This window comes from Kitasatospora sp. NBC_01300, from assembly GCF_041435235.1.
Classification (GTDB): Bacteria; Actinomycetota; Actinomycetes; order Streptomycetales; family Streptomycetaceae; genus Kitasatospora.
In genome coordinates, this window is sequence record NZ_CP108408.1 from 3,647,314 (window position 1) to 3,671,457 (window position 24,144).

The 24,144-nt window shown below is 71.4% G+C and carries 31 protein-coding genes; 4 read left to right on the forward strand and 27 right to left on the reverse strand.

Features of this window, described 5'->3' with window-relative positions; genetic code table 11:
* Positions 1 to 63: 63 nt before the first annotated feature.
* The 4 genes from OG556_RS16095 to OG556_RS16110 form a co-directional block, all read right to left on the reverse strand.
* On the reverse strand, positions 64 to 1,161 hold the full coding sequence (locus OG556_RS16095; protein ID WP_371517627.1) for a DUF4192 domain-containing protein: 1,098 nt from the start codon (positions 1,159 to 1,161) through the stop codon (positions 64 to 66).
* A 74-nt stretch (positions 1,162 to 1,235) separates the two neighbouring features.
* Entirely contained in the window at positions 1,236 to 2,282 is a 1,047-nt protein-coding gene (locus OG556_RS16100) for a DUF4192 domain-containing protein (RefSeq protein ID WP_371517628.1), read from the reverse strand.
* 200 nt (positions 2,283 to 2,482) lie between these two features.
* Positions 2,483 to 3,469, reverse strand: coding sequence for a DUF4192 family protein (locus tag OG556_RS16105; protein WP_371517629.1), 987 nt, complete (start codon positions 3,467 to 3,469; stop codon positions 2,483 to 2,485).
* A gap of 103 nt (positions 3,470 to 3,572) precedes the next feature.
* Positions 3,573 to 4,610 (reverse strand): DUF932 domain-containing protein, encoded by a 1,038-nt coding sequence (locus OG556_RS16110; protein ID WP_371517630.1) that lies wholly within the window; start codon positions 4,608 to 4,610, stop codon positions 3,573 to 3,575.
* A 453-nt stretch (positions 4,611 to 5,063) separates the two neighbouring features.
* Here OG556_RS16110 and OG556_RS16115 point away from each other — a divergent pair, with 453 nt between their 5' ends.
* From OG556_RS16115 to OG556_RS16125, 3 genes are all read left to right on the forward strand, one after another.
* Positions 5,064 to 5,279: a hypothetical protein gene (locus OG556_RS16115; RefSeq protein ID WP_371517631.1), complete on the forward strand. Its 216-nt coding sequence runs from the start codon at positions 5,064 to 5,066 to the stop codon at positions 5,277 to 5,279.
* Between the two features lie 2 nt (positions 5,280 to 5,281).
* Positions 5,282 to 6,262 (forward strand): hypothetical protein, encoded by a 981-nt coding sequence (locus OG556_RS16120; RefSeq protein WP_371517632.1) that lies wholly within the window; start codon positions 5,282 to 5,284, stop codon positions 6,260 to 6,262.
* A 126-nt stretch (positions 6,263 to 6,388) separates the two neighbouring features.
* Positions 6,389 to 8,008, forward strand: a complete 1,620-nt coding sequence (locus tag OG556_RS16125) for an IS1634 family transposase (protein ID WP_371517633.1) — start codon at positions 6,389 to 6,391, stop codon at positions 8,006 to 8,008.
* 23 nt (positions 8,009 to 8,031) lie between these two features.
* On the opposite strand, the gene OG556_RS16130 is transcribed toward OG556_RS16125, so the two are convergent.
* From OG556_RS16130 to OG556_RS16190, 13 genes are all read right to left on the reverse strand, one after another.
* The gene (locus OG556_RS16130) at positions 8,032 to 8,388 is read right to left on the reverse strand and encodes a hypothetical protein (RefSeq protein WP_371517634.1); all 357 of its coding nucleotides are present in this window, start codon (positions 8,386 to 8,388) and stop codon (positions 8,032 to 8,034) included.
* 132 nt (positions 8,389 to 8,520) lie between these two features.
* On the reverse strand, positions 8,521 to 8,853 hold the full coding sequence (locus OG556_RS16135) for a single-stranded DNA-binding protein (protein ID WP_371517635.1): 333 nt from the start codon (positions 8,851 to 8,853) through the stop codon (positions 8,521 to 8,523).
* The gene (locus OG556_RS16140) at positions 8,850 to 9,401 is read right to left on the reverse strand and encodes a hypothetical protein (RefSeq protein WP_371517637.1); all 552 of its coding nucleotides are present in this window, start codon (positions 9,399 to 9,401) and stop codon (positions 8,850 to 8,852) included. The genes OG556_RS16135 and OG556_RS16140 overlap by 4 nt, the downstream gene beginning before the upstream one ends.
* 11 nt (positions 9,402 to 9,412) lie before the next feature.
* Entirely contained in the window at positions 9,413 to 9,997 is a 585-nt protein-coding gene (locus tag OG556_RS16145; protein WP_371517638.1) for a hypothetical protein, read from the reverse strand.
* 78 nt (positions 9,998 to 10,075) lie between these two features.
* A complete protein-coding gene (locus OG556_RS16150) occupies positions 10,076 to 10,360 on the reverse strand; it encodes a hypothetical protein (RefSeq protein WP_371517639.1) in 285 nt (94 codons plus the stop codon).
* Between the two features lie 103 nt (positions 10,361 to 10,463).
* Positions 10,464 to 10,904: a hypothetical protein gene (locus OG556_RS16155; protein WP_371517640.1), complete on the reverse strand. Its 441-nt coding sequence runs from the start codon at positions 10,902 to 10,904 to the stop codon at positions 10,464 to 10,466.
* Positions 10,901 to 11,257: an HU family DNA-binding protein gene (locus OG556_RS16160; RefSeq protein WP_371517641.1), complete on the reverse strand. Its 357-nt coding sequence runs from the start codon at positions 11,255 to 11,257 to the stop codon at positions 10,901 to 10,903. The genes OG556_RS16155 and OG556_RS16160 overlap by 4 nt, the downstream gene beginning before the upstream one ends.
* A gap of 85 nt (positions 11,258 to 11,342) precedes the next feature.
* Complete coding sequence (locus tag OG556_RS16165) at positions 11,343 to 11,576, reverse strand: hypothetical protein (protein ID WP_371517642.1); 234 nt, start codon at positions 11,574 to 11,576, stop codon at positions 11,343 to 11,345.
* A gap of 67 nt (positions 11,577 to 11,643) precedes the next feature.
* A complete protein-coding gene (locus tag OG556_RS16170; protein ID WP_371517643.1) occupies positions 11,644 to 12,270 on the reverse strand; it encodes a hypothetical protein in 627 nt (208 codons plus the stop codon).
* A 152-nt stretch (positions 12,271 to 12,422) separates the two neighbouring features.
* Entirely contained in the window at positions 12,423 to 13,391 is a 969-nt protein-coding gene (locus OG556_RS16175; protein WP_371517644.1) for a LysM peptidoglycan-binding domain-containing protein, read from the reverse strand.
* A 114-nt stretch (positions 13,392 to 13,505) separates the two neighbouring features.
* Entirely contained in the window at positions 13,506 to 14,045 is a 540-nt protein-coding gene (locus OG556_RS16180; protein ID WP_371517645.1) for a hypothetical protein, read from the reverse strand.
* Positions 14,046 to 14,166: 121 nt separating this feature from the next.
* The gene (locus OG556_RS16185) at positions 14,167 to 15,258 is read right to left on the reverse strand and encodes a hypothetical protein (RefSeq protein ID WP_371517646.1); all 1,092 of its coding nucleotides are present in this window, start codon (positions 15,256 to 15,258) and stop codon (positions 14,167 to 14,169) included.
* Positions 15,259 to 15,432: 174 nt separating this feature from the next.
* Positions 15,433 to 16,062 (reverse strand): helix-turn-helix domain-containing protein, encoded by a 630-nt coding sequence (locus OG556_RS16190; RefSeq protein WP_371517647.1) that lies wholly within the window; start codon positions 16,060 to 16,062, stop codon positions 15,433 to 15,435.
* Positions 16,063 to 16,707: 645 nt separating this feature from the next.
* Between OG556_RS16190 and OG556_RS16195 the strand changes: the two genes are divergently transcribed.
* On the forward strand, positions 16,708 to 16,899 hold the full coding sequence (locus OG556_RS16195) for a hypothetical protein (RefSeq protein ID WP_371517648.1): 192 nt from the start codon (positions 16,708 to 16,710) through the stop codon (positions 16,897 to 16,899).
* Between the two features lie 140 nt (positions 16,900 to 17,039).
* Here OG556_RS16195 and OG556_RS16200 read toward each other — a convergent pair whose 3' ends face one another.
* The 10 genes from OG556_RS16200 to OG556_RS16245 all read right to left on the reverse strand — a co-directional run bounded on the left by OG556_RS16200 (position 17,040) and on the right by OG556_RS16245 (position 24,117).
* Positions 17,040 to 17,510: a hypothetical protein gene (locus OG556_RS16200; RefSeq protein ID WP_371517649.1), complete on the reverse strand. Its 471-nt coding sequence runs from the start codon at positions 17,508 to 17,510 to the stop codon at positions 17,040 to 17,042.
* Positions 17,511 to 17,914: 404 nt separating this feature from the next.
* A complete protein-coding gene (locus OG556_RS16205; RefSeq protein WP_371517650.1) occupies positions 17,915 to 18,385 on the reverse strand; it encodes a hypothetical protein in 471 nt (156 codons plus the stop codon).
* Positions 18,386 to 18,714: 329 nt separating this feature from the next.
* Positions 18,715 to 19,275 (reverse strand): hypothetical protein, encoded by a 561-nt coding sequence (locus OG556_RS16210; protein ID WP_371517651.1) that lies wholly within the window; start codon positions 19,273 to 19,275, stop codon positions 18,715 to 18,717.
* A gap of 15 nt (positions 19,276 to 19,290) precedes the next feature.
* Complete coding sequence (gene folE, locus OG556_RS16215) at positions 19,291 to 19,884, reverse strand: GTP cyclohydrolase I (protein ID WP_371517653.1); 594 nt, start codon at positions 19,882 to 19,884, stop codon at positions 19,291 to 19,293.
* Complete coding sequence (locus OG556_RS16220) at positions 19,881 to 20,615, reverse strand: 7-carboxy-7-deazaguanine synthase QueE (RefSeq protein ID WP_371517654.1); 735 nt, start codon at positions 20,613 to 20,615, stop codon at positions 19,881 to 19,883. Before OG556_RS16220 ends, folE begins: the two co-directional genes overlap by 4 nt.
* Positions 20,612 to 21,085 (reverse strand): 6-pyruvoyl tetrahydropterin synthase family protein, encoded by a 474-nt coding sequence (locus OG556_RS16225; RefSeq protein WP_371517655.1) that lies wholly within the window; start codon positions 21,083 to 21,085, stop codon positions 20,612 to 20,614. The genes OG556_RS16220 and OG556_RS16225 overlap by 4 nt, the downstream gene beginning before the upstream one ends.
* Positions 21,082 to 21,441, reverse strand: coding sequence for a hypothetical protein (locus tag OG556_RS16230; protein ID WP_371517656.1), 360 nt, complete (start codon positions 21,439 to 21,441; stop codon positions 21,082 to 21,084). The genes OG556_RS16225 and OG556_RS16230 overlap by 4 nt, the downstream gene beginning before the upstream one ends.
* Entirely contained in the window at positions 21,438 to 22,376 is a 939-nt protein-coding gene (locus OG556_RS16235) for a hypothetical protein (RefSeq protein ID WP_371517657.1), read from the reverse strand. Before OG556_RS16235 ends, OG556_RS16230 begins: the two co-directional genes overlap by 4 nt.
* Positions 22,373 to 23,272 carry a hypothetical protein gene (locus OG556_RS16240; RefSeq protein ID WP_371517658.1) on the reverse strand — a complete coding sequence of 300 codons (900 nt, stop codon included), beginning with the start codon at positions 23,270 to 23,272 and terminating at the stop codon, positions 22,373 to 22,375. The genes OG556_RS16235 and OG556_RS16240 overlap by 4 nt, the downstream gene beginning before the upstream one ends.
* Positions 23,269 to 24,117 carry a hypothetical protein gene (locus tag OG556_RS16245; RefSeq protein ID WP_371517659.1) on the reverse strand — a complete coding sequence of 283 codons (849 nt, stop codon included), beginning with the start codon at positions 24,115 to 24,117 and terminating at the stop codon, positions 23,269 to 23,271. The genes OG556_RS16240 and OG556_RS16245 overlap by 4 nt, the downstream gene beginning before the upstream one ends.
* Positions 24,118 to 24,144: the final 27 nt, after the last annotated feature.

Genomic DNA, 24,144 nt, shown 5'->3' on the forward strand with positions numbered 1-24,144 from the left:
GGACTGGCGGTGCGGGCCGTGGCCCCGGGGGCGAGTGACGGGCACCCGCCCCCGGGCGGTCGGTCAGTTGTCTCGGCCGCGCAGGCGGTTTTCGTGCTCCTCCCGGACCGCGTCGGCGAGGTCCTTCACGGAGCCGGTCATCATGATGTGCTCCATCAGGAGCTCGGCCATCAGATAGCGCGGGTCGGCGTTCCTTGCCCGTTCGGTGGCGATGAGCGCGGCCGGGATCTCCCCGGCGACGGCGGCGGCGAACCCGGCGAGCGTCAGAGGGGGGGCGACAAAGGTGGTGCTGTCGCTGGTGCAGCGGCGGGCGAGCATCGCCCACAGCTCGCGGGCGCGCGCGAGCTCGTTCGGTGCGATGTAGCCGAGCGCGACGTCGCGCAGGGGCCGGTGGCGCAGTCCGACGATCAACTCGGCGGTCTGCTCGGGGGTGAGGTCTGTCAAGGGGGTTCCGTCGCCGCCGTTCAGCAGCAGACGGTCGAGGATCGCTGTGAGCCGTTCCGTCTCGGCGTCGAAGCTGCTGCTCTGGACTCGCTCGGCTCGCAGACGGACAGCTTCGCGGATCGCGGCCCGGTGGGTGTCGGCGTCGGTCCCGGTGACGGGTTTGAAGGCGGCGGCGATCTTCGCCCCGCTGGGCGGGGTGGGGACACCCATCGCGAGGGCGTTCACGGTGACGGGTCCGGGGTTGTCCGGGCCGTCCACAGGCATTCCCTCGCTCCGGTAGTGGGGGTTGCGGTCGTGGTAGGCCCACCAGTGGGTGGGGGTCACGAACGTGACGCCGAGGATGTCCACGCCGTGGATCTCGGCCGAGAGGATCAGCGCGTCCGCGAGGCCTCGGTGCTGGCGCATCGCGTTGTGGCCGTCGCGGGCGCCTTCCTCGTCCGCGCACAGGTACAGCAGGATGCTGGTCGGTCCGGTACTGAACTCCTCCAGCCGGTGCATCGTGGTGTGCAGCAGGTCGTGGGCGGTCTCCGTCGGGTCCTCCACGTTGCGGGGCAGCGTCAGCTTCTGGCTGAAGAGCGGGCGGTCGTTCAGGGTGTCGTAGGTGAGGACGAACACCATGCCCTCGTGGTCGGGCTGGAAGCCCAGCAGGTAGGGCAGTGCCTCGACGGCCTGTGCGGGGTTCCTGACGTCGAAGGCGGGCACCGGGCGGATGGTCAAGATTCTCTCCGTTCACGGGATGGGCTTGGGGTGGTGCGGGGGCCGCCCGTGGGGCGGCCCCCTCGACGGCTGGTTCAGCCCGTGACGGGGTCCTGCCGGGTAGCGCGGGCCTCACGCAGGTGCTTGCGCAGATCGTGGAAGCTCGATCCGCTGTTGAAGACGTTGAGGAGGAAGTCCGTCAGGTCCTGGCCCGGGAGGCACGCTTCGGCAGCCTGGAGGGCGAGTCGGGACGGGGCGCCGTTGCCGAGTGCCCATGTGGTGAACGCGTGGAGGGCGAGCGGTGCGGCGGCATGGTCGGTGTAGGCGGCGGGGCAGCGGCGGGCCAGGGCGAGCCACAGCTCGTTCGCGGCCGTCAGCTCGTGGTCCTCGCAGTGCATGAGCCCGGTGTTGAGCACGTCGCGGTACTGGAGGACGAGCAGAAGTCGGGCCGCGAGGTCGTCCGGGGTGTCCTTGGCCTGCCGGGCGCCGGTGACCAGTTCGGCGATGGTGGCGGTCACGAGGTCGATCGCGTCGTCCACGACACTCTGGTGCCCGCCGGAGCGGATGTCGGCGTGCATGGTGCGCACGGCGGTGTCGAGGGTCGCGGTCATGGCGGCGGCCCGGGCCCCGGTGGCGGGGGCGAAGGACTTCAGGACGTCGCTGCTGCGCGGCAGGTGGGTCGAGTCGAGTGCTGCGGGCGGTTCGGGGATGGGGTGCCCGTCGATGGGGCCGGTCGTCAGCATCGACCAGTAGCGGGACCGGGTCACGTACACCGCTTCGCTCAGGACCAGCCCCCGGCGGTGGCACGCTTCGCGCAGGTGGTCGGTGATGGGCTGGTGGGTGAGGCGGGACTGCGGCCCGTAGTCCGGGTCAGCCGGGTCGGGGCAGACGTAGGCGACGAGCCGGTGGGTCGGGAACAGGAACGACGCGGAGTCGTCCTGCTGTCGGCGGACGAGTTCGTCGGCCATGGACGGCCAGTGGGCGGGGTCGGCGGGCAGATCGGTGCGGAGGATTCCGAGCGGCGTACCGGTCGGGGTGATGCCGGCGAGAACCACGCTGTTCTCGGGGTGGTACTCGAAAAGGTGCGGCAGCAGGTGAACCAGGCCTTCGATGCCGTTGAGCACGAGCAGCTTCTCGTTCATGGGTCCCTATCAGGGTTGGTCCGGATTCGCGGTCCGGAACGGCAACAGGAGAAGACTTCCGTCTTCTTTCTTGACTTAAGTCTATTTGAGGGCGCGTCTGTTGGGCACACCCCAATTCCCCCGGCTTGGAGCGCAGTCGGGGCCGGACCGGGGCGCCCGTCCCGGCGAGGACGGGCACCCCGACGACACCGCAGCCCCGGCTACCCCTCGCGGCAGTCGCGAAGGGAAACCCGCAGCGACTCCGCCACGGCCACCGGCGCGCCGATGACCTGGTCGAGCTCCGCCAGGCAGACCAGGCCCATCAGCGCCCGCGCCTGTTGGTCCCCCGGCTTGACCTCCAGCGCCAGCAGCAGCGCCTCTGCGGCCGCCGGCACGTCGCCGTCGAGCAACAGCGCGGCGCCGAGCAAGGTGAGCGGCGCGGCGGCCATACGGCGATAGGGGTCGGCGCACAGGAGGGCGACGCGCGGCCACAGCAGCACCGCCCGCTTCACCTCCTCGGGCTCGCAGAACGTCGAGGCCGTATGCAGGACGTCTCCGTTCTGGACCGCGAGGAGCAGTTGCGCCGCCTCCGCGTCGGTCAGTTCCTCGACGTCGCGGCGACCGGTCAGCACGGCGGCGAGCAGCGGCACGATGTGCTGCTTGACGGCCTCGTGACCGCCTTCCAGCTCACGTGCGAAGGCGCGCACGGCGTCGGCCACCACACCCGCGGCGCCCTCCGCCCCGTCCCCGGGACGCCCGTCAGCCGTCGGCCGCCCGGCGGCGCGGGGTGTTCCCGGACCAGGGGTGCCGGTGGCCGGCTCGGCGGGCAGGGGCCACCAGTGGGTGGGGGTGATGAACTGGCTTTCGAGCACGGTCAGGCCGTACCTCGCGCACGCGGCGGCGAGGTGGCGCCACACGGCGGCGCAGGAGTCGATGTCCTCGATGCCGTGGCCGTCGCGGGCGTGGACGAGCAGCGCGACGCCGCGCTGCCCCTTGCTGGTGGCGGGCAACTCGGCGATGTCGCCGATGAACGCCCGGGCGAAGGACGACCAGCGGCTCGGGTCCTCCGGGATGTCCGCGAGGAGCAGGCGCAGGGGCTCGCCAAACTCGACCAGGACGATCTGCCCGGCCGGTTCGCGCCCGAGCGCGCCGGCAACGAAGTCGGCCAGGTCGGCCGTCTCGATGGTGGAAGGGGTGCTGTCGGACATGGCGGTTCCTCGTTCCAGGTGGGGCCGCGCCGTCGGGCGGCGCGGCCGGGGTGAGGTGGAGGGGGCCGGTCGGCCGGGGGCCCGTGAGCCCCCGGCCGCCGGGTCAGGCCGCGAGCAGCAGGGCCTTCGCCTTGTCCTTGAGCGGGCTCTTCTGGTCGTGCAGCAGGGTGGTCATCGCCAGGTTGGCGCGGTGCTCCTGCTCGGTCAGGGCCTCGGGGGTCTTGACGGTGCGGAAGTAGTCCTCGAACTCAACGATCGCCTGGAGGGCAGCCCAGCGGGTGCCCCGGATGTTGTCCTGGGTGTGGGCCTCGGCGAACAGGTGGTGGAGCCGGTCGCGCCGTCCCTCGTGGGCCTCGACCAGGTTCTTGCGGGCGCCCTCGGTCGGGGGCGTCCACAGCTGGGCGATCAGCTTGTCGAACTCCTGGTTGGTCATCGCCTGCTGGTACAGGGCGGTGGCCTCGGCTTCCAGGGCTGCGGCGTAGTCCTCGGTGAAGCCGAGGGTGCGACGGGCCTCGTCCAGCCGGTCAAGGGCGTCGACGGTGTGGCGGACCTTCCAGACGCGCTGGGCCTCGTTGACGGCGAGGTCGAGGGTGTTGGTGCACACCGCCCGCACCGGGGTCTCGATGGCGACGGCGGCGGAGCGGCCGTCGTGGCTGTTGGCGAACAGCGTGAAGAGGTCGATGCGGTCGGCCGCACCCTCGGGGTCGATGGTGATGCTCGGCGACATGACCGACATGAAGACGACCCGGCCGCCGTCGAGCGCACCGGCGGTCTCGTAGGTGACGTGGCCGCCGCCGACCAGCTCGTCCAGGAAGGTGAAGGCTTCGCGGTTCTGGATGGGGGTCCAGGTGTTGCCGACGAGGCCGCCGACCCAGTCGCCGGTGTCGGTGCGGACGGTGGCGAAGCGGTTGGGGATCTTCTTGCCGAGCTTGCCCTTGTTCATCGGCAGGATCGGCAGCTTCTCGACCTGCCAGTCCAGCTTGGCGAGGTGCAGGACTTCGTCGCTGCTCTTCGCCTCCTCGGTGACGGTGCCGAGGCCGTGCCAGGCGGGCTGGCGGTGGGAGTAGAAGGCCGCCTCGCCGGTGGTGTTGTCGATCGCGCCGAGGTCGGCCCGGCCGGTGATGACGTCGCTGTCGCGCATGGGGTTCTCCTGTGAGGTCTGCCCGGGTTCGCGGTCCGGGCGGGCAACGAAGCTGACTTCCGTCTGCTTTCTTGACCTCAGTCTATTCTTGGGCGGGCGCCCATGGGCACACCCTTCGAGGGGCGAAGTTCGGGGACTTCCGCACCGGTCGGCGGCCACCCGGAAGCCCGGCCCCGGCGGGCGCCGAGCCCGAGGTCGGGGCGGGCTGGAGCGGCCGAGACGGCTGGACGCTAGCGGATCAAAGTCGCGGGAAACGGCAGGTCAGCGCACTCACCTGAATCTCGCGGCAGTCTGACGTCGGTCGACCTCGCGAGACGAACGGAGTAGCCGGGCGGGCCGGAATCGAGATGTACTCAACCCGTAACCGGCCGCCGATGCAGCCGAGTTGATCGACCGTCCCAGCGCCGCCGCCAGACCGCACGGCACGCCCGCTACGCCTCTCAGGAGATCCGCATGAAGTTCCTGCCCTCATCGGCCAACGCCCTCACCCAGAGCGGCCTGTCCGGCCCCGAAGCCCTCTTCCTCGCCTTTCTGGTCGTGGTGCTCGCCGTCCTGGCGCTGACCGGTACGCCCGCCCCGGACACCCTGATCGTGATAGCGACCGCCGCGAGCAGCTTGATCACCCGCGGGCGCCCTGGCGGCGGCCAGCTCGACGGGCGGGCCCGCTGATCATGGGGCGCCGCGCCAACCCGCTGCCGGCGGAAGCTGGTCCGCACCTGCACGCACTGGCGGTCGCGCTGCGCCGGATGAAGGCGGCCAGCGGCCTCACCTACACCGCTCTCGCCAAGCGCACCAAGGCCGACGACAAGCCGAAGGGGGCCTCCACCCTCAGCCAGGCCGCCGCCGGCCACCGTCTCCCCCGTCTCGACACCGTGCTCGCGTTCGCCCGTGCGGCCGCGGACCCCGCTGACGCGCACGCCCGGCACCAGGCCGAGCGGGAGATCCACTCCTTGTGGGCGGCGGTGGCCGTCCAGCGCTCCGCTCCGCCGGCTGGAGAGCAGGCGGCCCCTCCCGTTCTCCGCGATCCCGAACACGTCGGCCCAGCAGCGGCCGGGCCAGCTGCGAGCCGCCGCCCCAGGCGCACCATGGCCAGCCTGGGGCTGGGGCTGAGGCGGATACGGGCGCGGGCCGGGCAACCCTCGCTCAAGGTCCTTGAAGACCTGTCGAAAGCTGCCGGCTGCCGGGTGCCGAAGAGCACCGTCGACCTGATCCTGGCCGGGCGCGCCCTGCCGACCCAGGCGCAGCTGGAGGCGCTCCTCACCGCTTTCGACGATGCCGCAGGACCGGGCCGACGAGCGGTCCTAAGCCGGCGGAAGTGGACCGCACTCCGCGACTACGTCGAGTCGCGGACGCGTCCCGCGCCGCTCGTTCGCGTCACCGGCTTCGGGTGCGTGGACGGTTCCCTCGAGATGGTGCTGGAGCGCCGGGACCGCGACGAGGGGATCAAGCGCAAGGTCGGCAAGCTCGCCGAGGACGAGGCCGAGGAGCAGGACGAGTACAGTCTCGGCGTCGCCTCCGGCCCCGCCCCGTGGGAGCTCATGGACGACGAGGAGCTGGCCGCGTGGGAGCAGGAAGCCCTCGAGGCCGACCGGGCGTACCGGAGCGGCCGCGACCTGCTCGCCGAGCTTCGCGAGCAGATGGCCGGCGGCTAGCCCCATCCTCCGCATGTAGCTGTTTCGGATGAACTGATGATGTGGCCAGTACTTCGGCGAGGGCGGGTCGTTGGGTAGGGCGTGTCGATATCTCGTTCGCGTCGTTCCCGGGTCCAGCGTCCTCGTATGACGGTGGAGTTGGCCCCGGTGGTGGAGAGGCGTCTGGGCGCTCTGCCCGCCTCTGCCGAGTTTCTGCGCCGGCTGGACGTGGCCGGGATCATCGACGAGCTGTGTCCGATCCGCGAGGTCGCGCACCTCACGCACGGGCAGGTGATCGAGGTCCTGGTCGCCAACCGGTTGTCCTCGCCGACCTCGATGGTCCGGGTCGGGCACTGGGCGAGGACGTGGGCCGTCGAGGAGGTCTTCGGCGTCGAGCCGGACCTGCTCAACGACGACAGGCTCGCCCGCGCGCTCGACGCCATCGCCCCGCAGCTGGAGGAGATCACCGGCTCCGTCGGCGCACAGGCCATCGCGGAGTTCGGCATCGACACCGCCCAAATTCACTGGGACATGACCTCAATGTCCCTGTTCGGCGCCTACGAGGACCAGGAAGAGGGCTTTCCGCAAGTCAGATACGGTCACCCTAAGGACCGGCGGGTGGATCTGAAGCAGATCCAGGCCGGGCTGGCCGTCACCCGCGACGGCGGGATCCCCCTCTTCCACCGGGTCTACGACGGCGGCGCGGGCGAGGTCGCGCAGGTCGTCGGCGCGATGAAGGCCCTGCGGAAGATCGCCGAGCGCAAGGACTTTCTGCTCGTCGCGGACTCCAAACTCGTCTCCTACCCGAACATCACCGCGCTGCTGGACGCGAGGGTCGACTTCATCGCCCCGCTCCCGGCCGCCCAGGTCAAAGCGGATGTCTACGCCGCCCTCGACCTTCGGTCCGCCCCGTTGGTCGACTACGCCAACGACCGCGACCGCGACCGGAACACCCCCGCCGACCAGCGGGAGTCCTACCGGGTCCTGGAAGACGTCCACGTCATGACCGGGCCACGCAAGAGCGACCCGCAGCACCGGCTGCGCAGGATCCTGGTCCACTCCACCGGCAACGCCAAGGGCCGGCAGGCCGCCCGCGCCAAGCGCCTGGCCCGGGCCGCCGAGGACCTGGAGAAGCTGCGGCGCTCGGCCGGCGGCCGCTTCTACAACACCGCGGCCAAGGTCGAGGCCCGCATCGGTGTGATCGCCAAGACCCGCCGGGTCGCGACCTGCCTGCGCACCGAGGTCACTATCGATTCCGACGGGCGCCCGTCGCTGACCTGGCACTTCGATCAGGACGTCCTGGACACCGAGGCCGCCGCCGACGGCTGGTACGCCCTGGTCACCCGGCTCACTCCCGAGCAGGCCGACGCCGCCGAGGTCCTCAAGCGCTACAAGGGCCAAGGCGTCGTCGAGCGCCGCTACAACGACTTCAAGGGCCCTCTCGCCGTCGCCCCGATCTTCCTGGAACACAACCGGCGCATCGCCGCCCTGATCACCGTCATCTGCCTGGCCCTGCTCGTGTTCTGCCTGATCGAACGCCAGGTCCGCCAGGCCCTGGGCCCCGAGCAGGCCATGGGCGGCCTCTACCCCGACAACCGCAAGGTCCGCCCCACCGGACGCATGATCCTCTACCACCTCGAAAACCTCATGCTCCGCCCCGGCACCACCACCAGCCCACCCGTCATCCTCATCAACCAAGGAGTCCAAGCACACCTGCTCGAACTCCTCGGCATCGACGAAACCCGACCCCGCTGGCTGGAAACCTAAAACCCCATGTGCGAAGTCACCAGCTAGCTGCTCGCGCGGCGGTTGCGCAGTTCCAGCCCTGCCTGCTTGGCGTAGCGGGTCACGAGGGCGGGGGCCAGCCCGGAGGCGTCAGAGATCCGGTACACGGGCACGGACCGGTCGGGGTACGCGGCGACGACAGCTTCGAGGCGCATCTCGCGCATCTTGGTGGCGGTGTTGTCGATCACCTCGAGCGGGTCGCGGAGCTGGTCGAGCAGATCCATCGGCTCCGGTCCGGCTTCCTCGACGGCCGCGAGTGCGGCTTGCAGCTCCTCAACGGCGGCGGCGAGCCGTGCTCCGGGGCTCGCAGTGCGGCGCGGCTTGCTGCGCTTCGGCGTCGCGGCCGGCTCCTTGCCGCTCATCGGTGCTCTCCTTCGTGCTGTGGTCCGACCGGGGCCGGGGGTCGTCTATGTCTATCAGGGGGTGCGGGGGCTGGCGAACAGCGCGGCGTGCCCGCGTCCTGCCGGGCAGGGCGCGGGCACGCCGAACGGGTTCTACAGCAGGGTGCCGAGCGCATCGACGGTCAGCTCGACCAGCAGTCGGGCGCTCTCGCCGGGCGGCTGGTGCACGCGCTGGGTGAGGTGCCCGACCACGATGACGCGGTCGTTCGCCCGCAGGGTCTGCGCCGTCTTGTACGCGAGGTCTTGCCAGACGACGCACCGCACGGTCAGCTGTTTGACCTGCGGATCGCGCGGCTGGCCGGGCTCGGCGAGCCGCGGGCGCTGCAGCAGGGTGAACTTCGCCCGGGCGAGCGCGCCGGGCGCCGCGTAGAACTCCGGGTCGCGCAGCAGGCTGCCGATCAGGGTCGCGTGGTTGGGGATGTTCACCAGCCACCGCCCCGGTGTGCGGTGTCCAGGTCGCGGGGGTCGGCAGCGGCTGCGGCGTCCAGACAGCGGGCGATGCGCTGGAAGTGGCGGGCGGTCTCCATCGGATGATCCCTGGAATGCGGCCACCGGGGCAGGTCCCGCAAGGGCAGGTCGAGGCGGTGGGCTTCCTGGCGCAGGCTTCCCACCCAGTCCGGCACGTCGCGGGGCAGCGCTCCGAGGCGGTGGCACATCCGGGCGAGGACCAGGTGGTCGGTGTCCCCGCGCCACGACCACAGTTCGGGACTGGGGGTGTCCTTGAGGAACCACCGAAGCTCGCAGGCGAGCCGGTCACGGGTGCGCACGTCCCGGTCGCGGCGGTCGAGGCGGCCGTCGCACCACGGGATGTGGACGAGGCCCGGTCCGATCGTCTGGGCGGGGTCGATGCGGACGCGCCCGATCGAGCTGTCGATGGCGTAGTAGGAGACGCCGTCCTCGCGCAGGAGCGCGATGCTCACCGGGGTGACGGCCTGGCCGTCGTCCTGGTAGGTGGTGGCGGTGAAGACGCGCATGGGGTCCTCTCTCAGTGGCTTGCGGCCGGGTGGCCGGCGCGCGACGCAGCGGGCAGGGCAAGTTCGATGTGCTGCATGTGCCGTTCCAGGCGGTCGGCGCAGCGCCCGTAGGCGTCGGTGATGGTGTGGTTGCAGTCGGCGGCGAGGTCGTCCAGGGCGGCGCGGATGCGCCAGGCGAGCAGGTCCTGCGGGGAGGTGTAACGGGAGCGCTTGGCGGTGCGGTCTTCGCGGCGCACGAGCGCGGACAGGATGATCCAGCGGCCGGTGAACGCGTAGTAGTGGACCTGCGCGGTCCCGGGGATGGTGCCGGGTTCGGCGTAGGCGAAGCGCGCCTCGCCTCGGCCGGGTAGCCACGTCCAGTCGCCGTCCTGGGCGTCGCGGTGGAGCGGGTCGCCGTCGGGGGCGAGGACGGTGAAGCTGCCCGGGTGGACGTGCTGGAGGCTGCTGCCGTCAGGGGCGAGGAGGACGATGCACTCCCCAAGCCCGCCGAAGGGCACCTCGGGGTGGCCGGTGCAGCGCTCGTTGGTGGCGAGGGTGAAGATGCGGCCGTGCAGTTCGGTCTTGCTGCCGTGGTAGATGGCCCTGGTCGGTTCCACGGTGTGCTCCCTGGTCTGGTGGCGGGCGGGCGGCGCGGGCCCGGCGGCAGGGTGGCCCCTGCCGCCGGGCCGCTCGGGCTAGCCGTGTTCCGGGGCGAAGGGGTCGAGCGTCTGCCCGTTCTCGTCCGTCGGCGGGGTCCAGTCCATGAGGTCCTTCGGGTGCACGTGGCTGAGCACCAGTTCGTCGTCGCGCAGGAGGTTGTACAGGTGCTGCTGCTCGCCGTTCTCGTCCGCGTACGTGTCGCAGGGGAGCGTGCCGGGGCGGGCGGTGAACATCTGGTGCCGCAGGGACTCCACTCGCCCGAGGTACTCCACGGTCGATCCGTCGTTCAGGGGCGGGTGGGTCCCGTTGCTGAAGGCCATCGGTCGGTTCTCCTAGGTCGGGCCGGGGGTTCGCGGTCCCCGGCTGGCGGTACCAGCCTCCCGCAGGAATAGACCTAGGTCAATAAAGAACACTAAAGTACATCTAGCTGGGCTCGGCGCGCTCCTCGGCGGCGGCCAGGTGCGACGCCAGGGCCCGCCCGACCAGCCCATGGACCGCGCGCAGCGCCTCGTTCCAGCCCCGCGCCCACTCGTCGCCCCCTCGCTGCTGCCCGAGTTCGGCAATGGACGTGAGCGCGTGGATCATGGCCGGCAGCGGCAGGAGGACGACGCTCGTCGCCCCGTCGTGGCCGTGGATCGACTCGACGTCGACGGCGTGGTCCCATGCGACGGTGGAACCGCGCTCGCCTCGCCAGCGGGTGACGCCCCTGGACCCGGCGGCGGTCGAGAAAACGCAGCCCTCCGCGACCACGCCCGTACCGGAGACGCCGGAGACGTCGATGTCGCGGCGCAGGACGTACGGAGTGGGGGGCTCGGGCTGGAACTGGGCGAACAGCGCCGCGAGTTGTGCCGCGAGGCCGCTCACTCCGCACCCCTGGTCGAGGTGTGGGTGCCCTTGGGGTCCTTGCGGATCGCGCTACCGTCCTGCGGCAGGTCGCGGCGGCCGTCGGCGAGGTCGCGGAACCGCGAGTGGGGGCGGAAGCGGGGGACTCGACGCGCGGGCACGACGATCCTGCCGCCGGTCTTGGGGTTGCGGGCGTTGCGGCTCGCGGTCTCGACGGCTTCGAAGGTTCCGAAGCCGGTGACGGCCACCGGCTCGCCCTCGACGACGGCACGCACGATGGCGTCGAGGACGGCCTCGATGGCGAGGGCTGCGGGCCGCCGGCCTCCGAGCACGGGGGCGAGGCGATCGATGAGGACGCGCTTGTTGATGGTCATGGGTCTGCTCCTGCGGTGGGTTAGGGGTGGTTCCGGGCCGGGCGACGGTGCGTGGTCACGTCGCCCGGCCCGGGTTCGGGGGCGCCTACGCCGCGCGCGGCGCGGGCGCCGGGGCCGGGCCCGGGGAGGGCTTCGGCGGGCCGACAGCGGGCTTGGCCGGGGCCGCCGGGGCGGTGCAGCCGGGGTCGGCGGGCCGGGAGGTGGTGACGGCGGGGGCCGGAGAGGGGCCGTCGGCGCTGCGGGCCATGGCGGCACCGCTGATGCTTCCGAGCACCAGTCCGGCGAGGAGGGAGCCGACGAGCAGTGCGGTGCCACGCATGGTGGTGGGCGTCCTTTCAGAGGGGGCCTGACCGGCCCCGCCGGGGCGGGGCCGGTCAGGCGCGGGGTCAGCGGCTGGAGGTCGGGCGGCCGGGGGTGACCGGCACGCTGGTCGGGGTCGGGTCGGTGCTCGGGTTCGGGCTGGGGGCCGGGCTGGCCGCCCCCGTCGGGGACGGGGACGGGGACGGGACGCAGGCGCTCGGGCCGCCGGTCGGGGACGGTGCTCCGACGGTCGGGGCCGTCTGCACGTGGGTGACGGTGACGGTCACGGCCGGGAGCGGGGCCGGGGCCGAGGCCGGGCCGTTCTGCTCGCCGGTCTGCGTCGGGAGGGCCGGGGCCGGGCTCAGGGCGGGAACGACCGGGATCGGGCTCAGGGCGGGGACGGTCGGGGCCGGGGCCCCCGGGGCGCTCGTCAGGACCGGGGTCAGGGTCGGCAGGGCGGGGGCCGTCGGGGTCTCGGTGCCCAGGTGCACGGGGGTGGCCGTCAGGCTCGGCACGATCGGGGTCTGAGCGGGCTGGGCGCCGGGGGCCGGGGCGGCCGCCGGGTGGCTCATCACCAGGGAGCCGGTGATGAACCCGGTTCCGGCCAGGCCCAGTGCCACGAGGGTCCGCACGTCGAGGCGCAGGGTGAGGGTGCGGCGGGGGCGGGGGCCGTCCTCGGTGCGGGTCTCGTCGGCGGGGGTGGTTTCAGTCATCGGGCTATCTCCTTCGTCGGGCCGGGGGTTCGCGGTCCCCGGCTGGCAGGACCAGCCTCGCACAAAATAGACCTGAGTCAAATAAGGTGACCCCAGTAACTTTCAGTGCGGGGCGGGCACTCAAAGTGCCCGCCCCGCAACCGAGTTGACCCCTACCGGGACCGCAGCCCGTGAGCGGTCTGGTAGGCGTACAGCCACGTCAACGGCCCGGTCAGCCCGTCCGCAGGCCCGAGATCGCCGACGTAGTACTCCTGAAGCGCCTGCACCTTCCGAAGGTCCAGCGCCTCCATGTCCTCGCTCGGCCCCACCCGGTACGGCGGACCCCAGTCGCCCGCCTGGAGCCAGGTCTGCAACTGCTGGGCGTAGGAACTGTGCGCGCCCAGCACGAAGTGCTCGCGCCCCGGGAAGGGCGGGGCCGGAACCTGGAGCTGCTGGCCGGCCTGGATCCGGTCCGGGTCGGCGATGCCGTTGAGCGCGACCAGCTGCGCCACCCCGGTCTCGAAGCGCCCGGCGATGGCGCTGAGGGTGTCGCCCGGCTGCACGGTGTAGACGCCGGCGCTGTCGCCCGCCGGCTGGGGGTCGGGCGTCCCGCCGTCGCCCCCACCGCCGCCGGGCCGGGGCGTGCCACGCTGCACCCAGGAGTACAGCTCGTCCCCCGGGCACGACGTCGGATAGCCGTCCTTGTGGCCGCGGACCTCGCCGCCGGCGCCGCCCTGCACCTGGCAGTACTCGACGGCGTCCACCAGGCCGTCGAGCATCGCGTCGGTCGGCGAGGTGATCCCCGAAGTACCGACCATCGCGCAGACCGCGTAGTGGCCCGCGTTCAGTGCCGGGTTGCCGTTCGCGCCGTTCTTCCTGTTCAGGCCGCGCCCCTCGAACACGTACCCATGCGGGCAGACGAGGAAGGAGTAGGCGATGTCGATCCAGTTCTCGCTCCGGTTGTCGAGGTGGGAGCGCTGAACGTCGCGGACGTGGCCGGCGCATCGGCCGTGGTCGGCCAGCAGGCCGCCGGGCACGGACGAGCCCTCATAGTGGATCTTGACGCCGCGCGTGGAGCTGATGCGGGTGTAGGCGCCGGTGGGCGCTGCCGCGCCCCACTCGGAGCGGGAGACGAGCTTCATCGGCTCGCCTCCCGCCCGCGGTCGGCCCGATTGCTGATCGGCACGATTTCCTCCCCAGATCGGGTGGTTGGTGTGCCGGGACGCTAGGCCGGGCCAGCCGTTAAGGTCGCGCCGTCAGGCGGCGGCCGTCTCGGTCAACACGCCGTCCTGGTATCCGAATCGACGCTCGCGCAGCCGCTCCCGCACGACGAACACGGGGACCAAGCCGCCGCCCGCGGCGGGCGTGGAGCCGACGAGGTAGCCGGACGCGAGAACCATCACCCACTCCTCGGGCTTCTCCAGGGTGAACCCGACCGCCACAGCAGAGTCCTCCGCGACGCGGCGCTCGCCAGCACGGCGGGCATTCGACCGGGCAATGTGCGGGCACAGCGTGAGCGCCGCCTGTGCACAGGCCTCGCGCATCGGCGGGTCCGAGTAGCAGCCCGTCTGCGCCGACATCGGGCCGCCAAGGAACGCGGCCGGCCCCTCAAGCGGTGTGCCGCACAGCGAGCACCAGTCCGCGAGGGCCAGCCGCAGGGCGGCCTCGCCGTTGATGACCACGAAGTCGACGCCATCATCGTGCACGTTGATGGCGGGGATCGGCAGGCCTCGCTTCTCGTCTCGCGGCCGAGCCGCCAGAGCGGGGGGCAGGTCGGTCAGGTCCTTGTTGGTCATCTCGTCCTCCGGGAGGCCCCGTTCGCGGCGGGGCTCGGCAACAGGGGGTCCGCCAACGCCGGGCCCCGGCGTTGGCGGACCCCACCACCCTCCCCACCCCGTGCAGAGGCGGACAACAGCCTTACCTCACAGGCCGGATGATGCCCTCGGGGGCCTGCCCGTCCTCGTCGAGCAGGTCCTCCGACACCCAGTACGGCTCTATCAGTCGCGAGTCGGAGAGCGTCTTCCCCTGCCCGTACCAGACGGTCTTGAGGTGCCCGCCCCGCTGGTGGGTGTACTGCCTCCAGCCCCCTGCCGAGCCGGTGCCGCCGGTGCTCGGGGCGGCGCTGCGCCGCGCTTCCTGGGCGCGTACCCGGGCAGCCTTCAGGCGCGGGCCGAGCCGCCAGCCCAGGCGTAGGAAGCTTTCCGGCTTGTTCCAGCGCCGCTGCTTGCCGGGTTTGGCGGCCTTGCCTCGCGGCGCGGGCGCAGCCGCGATGTCCGCCTTCGAGGAGCACAGGTAGACAGCGACCTGCAGAGCCCTCGTCACGATCGCGCGCTGGGCGTCGGTCGGCTTCTCCTGGCCGCTCTTGCGGGCAATCCTCAGCGCAAGTTCCTCGGCGGTGAACTTGTCCCCAGTCCGAGCGGGGATCGACAGGTGGCAGAACTCCAGTACCGGTGTCGTCCCGCCAGGCGGCGGGGGCAGCGGGGTGCCGTCCTCGGCGAGCGGCTCACAGATCACGGCGACGGCGATCTCATCCATCCGCTGGTCGCTGGTCAGGCACAGCAGCTTGTCCGGGGCGTGCCGCCCGCTGAAGAGGATCGCCAGCAGCCGCCCCTTGCCGCCGTCTCCCACACTGAGCTCGACCGTGGGCGGCTCGGCGAAGACCACCATCAGGTTCGGGTGGCGGGCCAGGTTGCGGAACAGCTGCCCCGGCAGCGTGCCGAGCCGGTACGTCGCCAGCTCCGACGCCATGTCGGGGTGCATCGCGGCGACGTTCTTCCCCTTCGCCCACAGCCGCCACAGCGCGGCCAGGGTGACCATCTGCCGCACCTCGGACAGGCTCAGGATCTCCTGCCGCACGGTGCTGAGCAGCACGCCCCCGTTGATCGCGTAGTCCGGCACTTCACCGAGACCGACGCTGTGCAGCACGCGGTTGGCGGACGCCAGCTCGGCAACGACCTGCTCAGCTACCACGGCAGTCACCCGGCCCAGTTCAACATCTTTGCTCGCCATGTGTGTTACTCCCTGCCCCCTTGGGCCCGTCGGGCCCGACTAAGCCCACACTCACCAAGGGCACAGAACCGGACAACAGCCTTAGAGGGCACACGAGTTGAGCATTCTGGCCAAAGGGGACACTCCTGGCCGGCGCCGCCCAGCCGCAGCCGGCCCGCAACGACGGACCAGCCCCTACGGCTCCGAGCCCTCCACCAGCTCCGCATCGACCACCGCCGCGTCCTCCTCCAGCTCCGCCGCGAAGTCCTGCCGGATCTTGGCCAAGCGGGCCGCCAACCGTTCGACCCCGGCCCCCTGGTCCGCCGCGGCCGCCGGAAGCTCGCCACCGGCCGCCGGCGCCACCTCGATACGGGCCTGCGCCGCCCGGCCGAAGCTGTCCGGGTCCAGGCACGCGAGGAGGAACTGCGCCGCCCGCCAGTCCGGCTGGGCGAAGTCCCGCTCGGCCTGCACCACCCGCTCGCCCGTCTCCGGGTCCCGCACCGTGCGGGTACGCTCCCGCACCACGTGGCCGCCTGTCGCCGCCTTCCGCACCAGCAACACCAGCTGCGCCTTGCCCTCGCTGCGCGCGCGCATGAACTTGTCGCGGAACTCGCAGAAGGACTGCTCGCCCGCACGGGCCCGCTGGCCGGCCTCGCGCCTCTGCTGCTCCTGCTCCGCTCGCTCCAGCCACCGGTACACGGTGCTGGGGTGGACGCCGGCCATCGGCGCCGCGTCGCTCACCGGCACGCCCGCCCGCACGGCATCCAGGAGCCGCTTCTCCACCTCCGGATCGAGGGCGGGACGGCGACCGCGGCGGCTACTCACGAGCGTGAAAGTACGACGAACAGCGGGCCAACGGCTCCCCGGCAGCGAAGGCAGCCCTCCGGGCTCAGCACGAGGCCCATCCCTCGACAAACCCTCCAGACAAACCCAGGGGTCTTCCCCAGTAGCAAGTTCGCAATTGCGATCTAGATTCACGAATTACCAGAAGACCGAGGCCAGAAGCCCCTCAAACCCCAACTAGCCCAAGAATTCATATTCAACCCGTGGGAAATTGGTGGGGATTTACCTAATCACCCATACCGGCTGATTCATCCATTTAATTGAATACCCTTGAGTGGAAATGTTTCCAACTAATAATATCTTCATGCCGGATGATCCAACGCGCCCTGGCGTGCCCAAATGCAAGTTGTTTATGCGAGGTTGTGATGCACAACCGGGAGCGCCGACGCGTGCATGCTTGCACGCTCCAGGCCACCCCGAAGCCCGAATTCCTTGAAGTGAGGGGTTTCGCATCACGCGCTCTCTCGGGCGCTGAGCTGGAACGATTCACAGCGATACGAAGGTGATTTGGCAGGACCTCTGATGGTCCGTAGGATTCGATGTGCGGAGCGGGCCACCCCGGACAGGGGGTGGCCCGCGTGTTCCGTCGCGCTGCATGGAATTAGCAGAAAGGGAACGATGCCCATCATGACACAGTTCAAAGGCTCCGCGCCGCCTTCGGCGGCGGACCGGCCGGTTACCTGGCGAGACCTCGCGGTCTGTGGCCACGGCGCGCTGACCACCGCGAGCCTGCACAGCCAGGTCGGGTGGCCGACGGCCACCTCGGCCCTCATCGGGCTCACCGGCCCGGTCCTGTGGTCGCTGCTCCGCCACCGGTAGCAGGCCTGCGGCCGGGCACCGGCCGCAGGCGGCCCGCCTGGTACCACCGCCTCATGTGAGGCGCTGGTACCAGGACGTCAGCGCCCAGGCGGGCACCCAGTAAATTTACGGGGTGCCCGCCTGTCCTGTTGGGGCGTCGGCTACTCCCAGCCGAGGACGCAGACGATCTCCTCGTAGGCGAAGCCGGTGGCGTCGCTGAGCTCGTACGGCAGGATCGCCGCGGGCATCGTCACTCCGGAGGCCTCGCTCACGTAGACGCCCTCAAGCGGGGCGCTGACGGTGCTCTGGCGGGCGCCGTCAGAGTCTTCCCAGACGGTGACCACGAGGGCGTCGTCCGGCATCTCGGCCAACCGGCTGCACAGGAAAGCGACCCTGACGACGCTCGCGTCCGTGACCGGCACCTGCGGCAGGGCCACCACAGCAACCCGCCGGCCGGACTCGTCGCGCGCCGTAGCCTTCACGGGCCGGCCGAGCAGAGAGCCCGCTGCCCCGGACAGGCCGTCGAAGTCTGCGGCGACCAGGTGTTCGTCCGGCATCAGGGAAAGGTGCTTGCGCAGGTCCCGGACACGCAGAACCTCGTCAGGCACCTCAGGGGCACTCAGCAGCATCATGATGGGTCTCCTTGACCTGTCGGCGGCCGGGATTCGCGGTCCCGGTCTGGCTCTGCCATCCTCCAGCAGCGTCGGCCCTCTTGGGCACAACTCCCGCGCCAGGTAAGGGTGGTGATGGTATAAGGGCGACTGACTCAACGCGGTGCGCCGGGTCGGCGTAGAGAGCGCCATCTCGACGTCGTGCACGCCGGCGCCGCGAGCCTGCACGCCCAGCCCGGGCGGCCGACGGCCACCCAAGCCCTCATCCGGCCCGTCGCTCCGGTCCAGTGATCGCGGCCCCGCCAGGGGCAGTCCCTCGGCCCGGCACCAGTCCGCAAGCCGGCGGCCGACAAATCCACCGGCGAAGCCGCTGACCACCTACTACGGCAGTAGGTGGTCAGCGGCTTCGCCGTCGCCCCGTCGGGCTACTCCCAACCGAGGTTGTAGACAATCTCGTCGTACGCCGTGCCGGTCGCACCGCTGAGCACGGCCGGGAGGACAACCACCCGAACCGTCAGCCCGGAGGCCTCGTTGATGAGGTCGCCGACCTCAGGAGCGCCGACCGTCGTCTGAAGGGGGCCGTCCTCGGTCTCCCAGACCGCCACCACGGGCGCACTCTCGGGCAAGTCCGCGAGGAGCCCGCACAGGAGCGACACCGTCATGGCGTCCTCGTCGTCACCGTCCACCTCCGGGAGCGCGACCACGGGTACCCGTCGGCCGGACTCGTCGCGTACCGGGGCTTTCACCGGCCATCCCACCCGAGTGCGACCGGGACCGTCCTGCCCGGGGCAGTCGGCGACGACCAGTAGATCAGCGGACAACACCCCCAGGAGGGCGCGAAGGTCCCCGATCCGGATCGCGGTCGCGGGGAGCTCCAAGGGAACGTTGAGCATCATCGTTGGTCTCCTTGTTCAGGCGGCCGGGATTCGCGGTCCCGGTCTGGCTCTGCCATCCTCCAGCAGCATCGGCCCCCTTGGGCACAACTCCCTCGCCAGGTAAGGACGGTGATGAGGCAGAGGCGAGTAACTTGGAACGGCTCGCCGGGTCGGCATGGAGAGCATCGGGGTGACCCTCACGGGGTCGTGCGCACTGACCGGCGCGAGCCCGCCACGCCCGGGCCGGGCGGCCGGCGGCCACCCCAGCCCTCATCGGACCCAGGGACGTCAGCACCCAGCCAGGCACCTAGTGACGTCACTGGTGCCCGGCTGGCTGCTGGGCCTTCGGGTCAGTGCAAGCCGAAGCCGTCGACGATTGCGTCGTACGCCCGGCCGGTCGCACCGCTGAGCACGCCGGGCAGGACCACCACCCTGACCGCCGCCCCAGTGGTCACGTTGGTGATCAAGTCGCCGAATTCGGGCGTCCCGACGGTCGTCTGACGGGGTCCCTCCGGCGTCCTCCAGGCCGTCACCACCGGCGCTTCCTCCGGCAGGTCGGCGACGAGCCGATGGAGGCGCGACACGGTCATCCCGAACTTGTCGGCGGCGTGGACCTGCGCCAGGGCAATCACCGGCACATGGCGGCCGGACTCGTCCAGCACCGACGCCTTCATCGGCCACCCCAGCCTGGTCAGGCACCTACCCTGCGGTCCGGCGCAGTCGCCGACGACCATCAGGTCATCGGGCAGTACCCCGAGGAAGGCACGCAGGTCGCCCAGCCGCAACGCGGTCGGGGGGAGGTCCAGCGGAACCCTGAGATTCATCGGTCGTCTCCTTGGTGGTGGGCGGCCGGGGTTCGCGGCCCCGGCCTGGCCCTGCCATCCTCCCGCGCGAACGGCCTCCTTGGGCACAAATCCCGTTCCCCGTCAGGACGGTGACGGCATAAGTGCGAGAACTTCGGAGCGACGGGCGGGGTCTGCGTGGAGCGCACCGGTCAGGTGGGTGGTCACCATCGCCGCGCCGTGCGCACGGGCACCGCGCAGCGTCATGCAGGCGTGCTGGGACCGAATCAGGCACGCCGCGCCCTGGATGTCGAGGTACGCGCCCAGGGCGTCCACGACCTGCCGGCCCAACCGTTCCTGAACCTGCGGCCGGGCGGCGAACTCCTGCACGAGACGGGCCAGCTTGGACAGGCCCACGATCCGGGCTCCCGGAGTCGGCAGGTAGGCGACGGTGGCGTGGCCGGGAAAGGGCAGCACGTGGTGTTCGCACATCGCCACGAAGGGCACGCCGACGGCGGCGATCAGCCCGGCCCGTTCCCCCTCCGACGGGAAGGTGACAGCGAGGTGCCGGGCCGGGTCCAGGCGCACGCCGGCTGTCAGCTCGGCGAGGGCCTTGGCCATCCGCCGGGGGGTAGCGGCCGTGGATTCGGTGTCGCATGGGATGCCGAGGGCGGCGAGCAGGCCGGCGGCGTGCTCGGTCGCACCGGTCAGGTCGATGGTGTTGGTGGGGTTGGTCATCGGTTGCGTTCTCCAGGCCACAGCAGCACGTGCTGCCTCATCGTCAGATTCCAGTTGTGGCCGATCACGTCGTCGGCCAGGGACCGGGCGACGTCGATGGTGTCCTCGGCGGTGACGCCTTCGGGCATCACCCAGGTCGCGTGCGGGGGGATGCGGAAGCGGTCGACCAGGTCGGCGATCTCCTCGAGGTCGTCCGGGCCGGCGGCGACGAACTTGAAGCGGGCACGGCCGCGGTGGGCGAGGTCCGCGAAGGCCTCCAGGGCGTCCGGCTTGATCCGCCGTTCCTCCGGCATCCCGGAGTTCGCCAGTTTGGCGCTGACGTTGAAGACCAGCCGCGGCACGCCGAGGCTGACGGGCTTCGGCGCGAGGGTGCCGTTGGTCTCGATCTCGACCCGGCGGGTGGTGTAGCGCAGCACGGCCATCAGCGAGCGCCAGGCGTCGGTGCGCTGGTGAAGCAGCGGCTCGCCGCCGGTGATGACGACGATCGCGTGCGGGTGCTCGGCTGCCCACTCGGCGAGTTCGACCACCGGGACGCGGCCGATCTCCTTGCGCAGGTCGTACCGCTTGCCGTCCCAGGTGTACGGGGTGTCGCACCAGCCGCAGGCCAGGTTGCAGCCACCCAGGCGCAGGAACAGGGCCCGCTGGCCCGCGCTCGGCCCTTCTCCCTGGATCGTGGGCCCGAAGGTCTCGGCGACGGGCAGGCCCGCGTCGGGGACGACGAGGGCGCTCACGGGGCCGCCGTCCAGGAGGCGGCGTTGACGGCGGTCTCGGACACGCCGACGTGGGAGACGTACGCCCCAGCCGCGCGGGGCAGGGTGCGCAGGGCCTCGGTGGCGACGCGGCTGAGCAGTTCGGCGACGGCCTCCACGCTCGGCCAGCCGAGGCCGGCGGCATGCTGCTCCTGCTCGGTCGGGTCGTCGGCACCGAATCGGAACAGCTTGCTGCCCTGCCCGGCGAGGACCGGGGCGAGGGGGTCGGTGGCGCCGAGCATGGTGCCGTGGTCGAGGAAGGTGTCGATCCACGTGCGCAGGGCCCGCTTGAAGGCGCCGAACTCCACGACGGTGCCGGCCGCGAGCACCGGGGCGGTCACGGTGACCTCGACCAGCCAGGAGTGCCCGTGCAGGTTCTCGCACTTCCCCGCGAGGTGCGGCAGCCGGTGAGCGGTCTCGAAGTTGTGGCGGACGGTGACGGCGTGGCTCACCGCTGCTCCCCCGCATCTCCCAGGTGAACGATCGCGCCGGCCTCGCCGTCCTCGGACACCGCGACCGTCGTTACCCGCAGGCCGACGCCGCTGATGTGCTCGGCGAGGGTGCGCGCCAGCGTCTCGCACGAGGCCGGTCCGCACTCCCGGGCATCCGGGCCCCACCAGCCGCGGATCAGATCGCCGAGGTCGTGGAACTCTGTGTCGCGGTCGTCGTGGGCGACGGCGACAGAGACCGTGATGTGGAACAGGTGGCGGTGCCGGGCCCGGAGGTAGGAGCGGTGCTCGGGCGCGGCGGGCCAGTGGTGAAATCCGGGCAGCTGGACCTTGGTCCAGACGTTGGCAGATGGCTTCACGAGGATCGTGCCTCCGGTTCGGTGAGGGGCGGGTAGGGCTGCTGGCCCAGCAGCTCATCGCGGGTGGTGCGGGCGAGGCGCCACACGGTGGTGGTGGCCTCGACGATCTGCGCGCACATCAGGCAGCAGGCGGTGCGGCCGCGGGTGGGGTGGGCTGGCTGGTCCAGGTCGTACGCGAAGCCGCGGTCGATCACGCCGACCTTGCGCAGCAACGCGGAGTCGACGCGGACGTCGGGCCAACGCAGAGGGCCCAGCCAGGTGGAGGAGTCGCAGGAGTCCGGGGCGAGCGGCAGGCACCACTCGTTGACCGTCAGGCCGAGGACGTGGACCCACAGGTCGGGGTACTGGCGGTGGCGCTCCCACAGGGTGTGCAGCAGGCGCAGCCGTACCGGATTCGGCGCCTGGACCACGTTGCCGAAGCAGATCCGGTCGTACTGCTGCGCGAGGTCATCGAAGTAGTCCCAGCCGTCCACCAGCGGGTGGTACACCGGGATCGGCGCGAGGCCTTCACCCTCGAGGCGGGCGCGGGTGCGGACCTTGTTGTCCCGGCCGCCCTGGTCCAGCTCGATGTAGCCCCACAGCCGGTCCCCATGGCGCTGCACCAGCTCGACGTACCGGGAGTACAGGTCATCGAACCCGTCGATCTCCTCCGGGGCCAGGCGCAGGGCCTCGTCCATGGAGATGCCCGGGTGGGCCCGCTTGTACTGGTTGGTCAGCCAGAAGATCCCGCTGTCCAACAGGACCCGGTGCCCTTCGTCCAGCAGCTTGACCAGCTTCCGCTCGTGGCCGGCGGTCAGCAGGTCGTTCGTGGCCAGCAGCACGTGGTGCGGGTAGTGCTCGGAGTCCCCGGCAGCGAAGTACAGGTGCCGGTCGGCCGGGTCGAACGCGCCTCCGCCGGTGCGCTTCACCGCGGCGCGCTGGTGGCTCGGGCTCATCGCTGCGCCCCTTCCAGCGCGGTGCCGCCGGGGGTGCCGGTCAGCTCCTGGACGCGTTGGGCGGCGTGCCTCCAGCAGGTGCCCAGCGCCGTCGCGGCGTCCGCGCACAGCCGGGCGGCTGCCTGGTAGGAGGCGCTGTCGCCCGGGGCATAGCGGAAGCCGGCGGGCAGGTTGCCGACACGGCGCAGCATCGCCGTCTCGATCCGCTGGTGGTTCCAGCGCAGCGGCGCCAGCCAGGACGAGGAGTCGCAGGAGTCCGGGGCCAATGGCAGGCACCACTCGTTGGCGGTCAGACCGAGCGCGTGGATCCACAGGTGCGGGTACCGCTGGCGGCGCTCCCAGATCGTGTGCAGCAGCCGCAGCCGTACCGGGGCCGACGCCTGGACGATGTTGCCCACGCAGATGCGGTCGTACTGCTCGGCCAGTTCGTCAAAGTACGACCACCCGTCCACCAGGGGGTGGTACACCGGGATCGGCGCGAGGCCGAGGTCGTGAAGGGCCGCGCGCTGCGCCCGCTTGTGCAGCAGCCCGCCCTGGTCCAGCTCGATGTATCCCCACAGCCAGTCGCCGTAGGTGCGGGCCAGGTACACGTACCGCTCGCGCAGATCCTCGAAGCCGTCGATCTGCTCCGGGGCGAGGGCCAGGGCCTCGTCCATGGAGACACCATGGGCCCGGCTGTGCCGGTTGGTGAGCCAGAAGATCCCCGAGTCGAGCAGCACCCGGCAGCCGGCGTCCAGCAGGTCGCGCAGTCGCTGCTCCTCGGCGTCGCCCATCATCTCGTTGACGGCCATCAGCACGTGCGGGCCCGCATTGAACTCGCCTCCGCCCGCGGTGAAGTAGATGGGCCGTTCCGCCGGGTCGAAGGTGCCGCCCGCGGTCGGCAGGACCGCCGTCACGACTCGGCCCTGAGGGTGGGGGTCTGACCGCTGATCCGCGCCCACTTGTCGAGGAGGTGACCGGCCAGGTACCGCTCCGGCTGCACCATCACCAGGCGGCGGCCGACAGCCCGGTCGGCGAAGGGTGAGAGGAGCGTCGGGTAGGGCAGGAAGAGACTGCCTTCGACGAGCAGCGGCGACCAGGCGGGCCAGCCGTCGAAGACCTCGGCCACGACGAGAAGGTGGTGGTCACCCAGCTCCCACACCTGCCCGGTCTCGACCTGGTGCTCGGGCTCGCCGACGGTCACCCCGGCCAGGGCCAGCAGATCCCCGCGGGTGACCTGCTCCGGCTCCGTGTCGTCGCTGTCCTCCTCCGGGCCCGAGTCGCCACCGGAAGCATCAGGGCCTAGGTCGGCGAGCAGCGCGTCGAGCTGATCGTGGTCGAAGCCGGTCGCGGCGAACAGGCCCGGGTCGACCTGTTCCAGATCGGCCATCATCTCGGCCAGGCCCTCGCCGTCCCAGCCCCCGGCGGTGGTCAGGTGGTTGGAGGCGATCAGGTAGGCCTCGGCGTGGGCGTCGTCGCGCGATGCCCAGCCGCGCACCACGGGAACGGTCCACGTGCCGTCGGCGGTGACGACCACGCCCTCCGGAGCGGCCTTGCCCGCTTCGCGACGGCGCGCGAGGGTCTCGTAGCGGCCGTGGCCAGCCACCAGCCGGTCGGTGCGTTCGTCCAGCAGGCCGGGCTCGGTGAAGTCGAACTGCTCGACGGAACGATCCAGCCCGTCGTCGTCGTGCCCTTTCGGGTTTCGGGCGGCGGGCCGGATCTCGTCCAGCGGCATGTAGTCGATGTAGCGGGGGGCTGCCATGAGCGGGGAACCTAGGCGCCCGCCCGG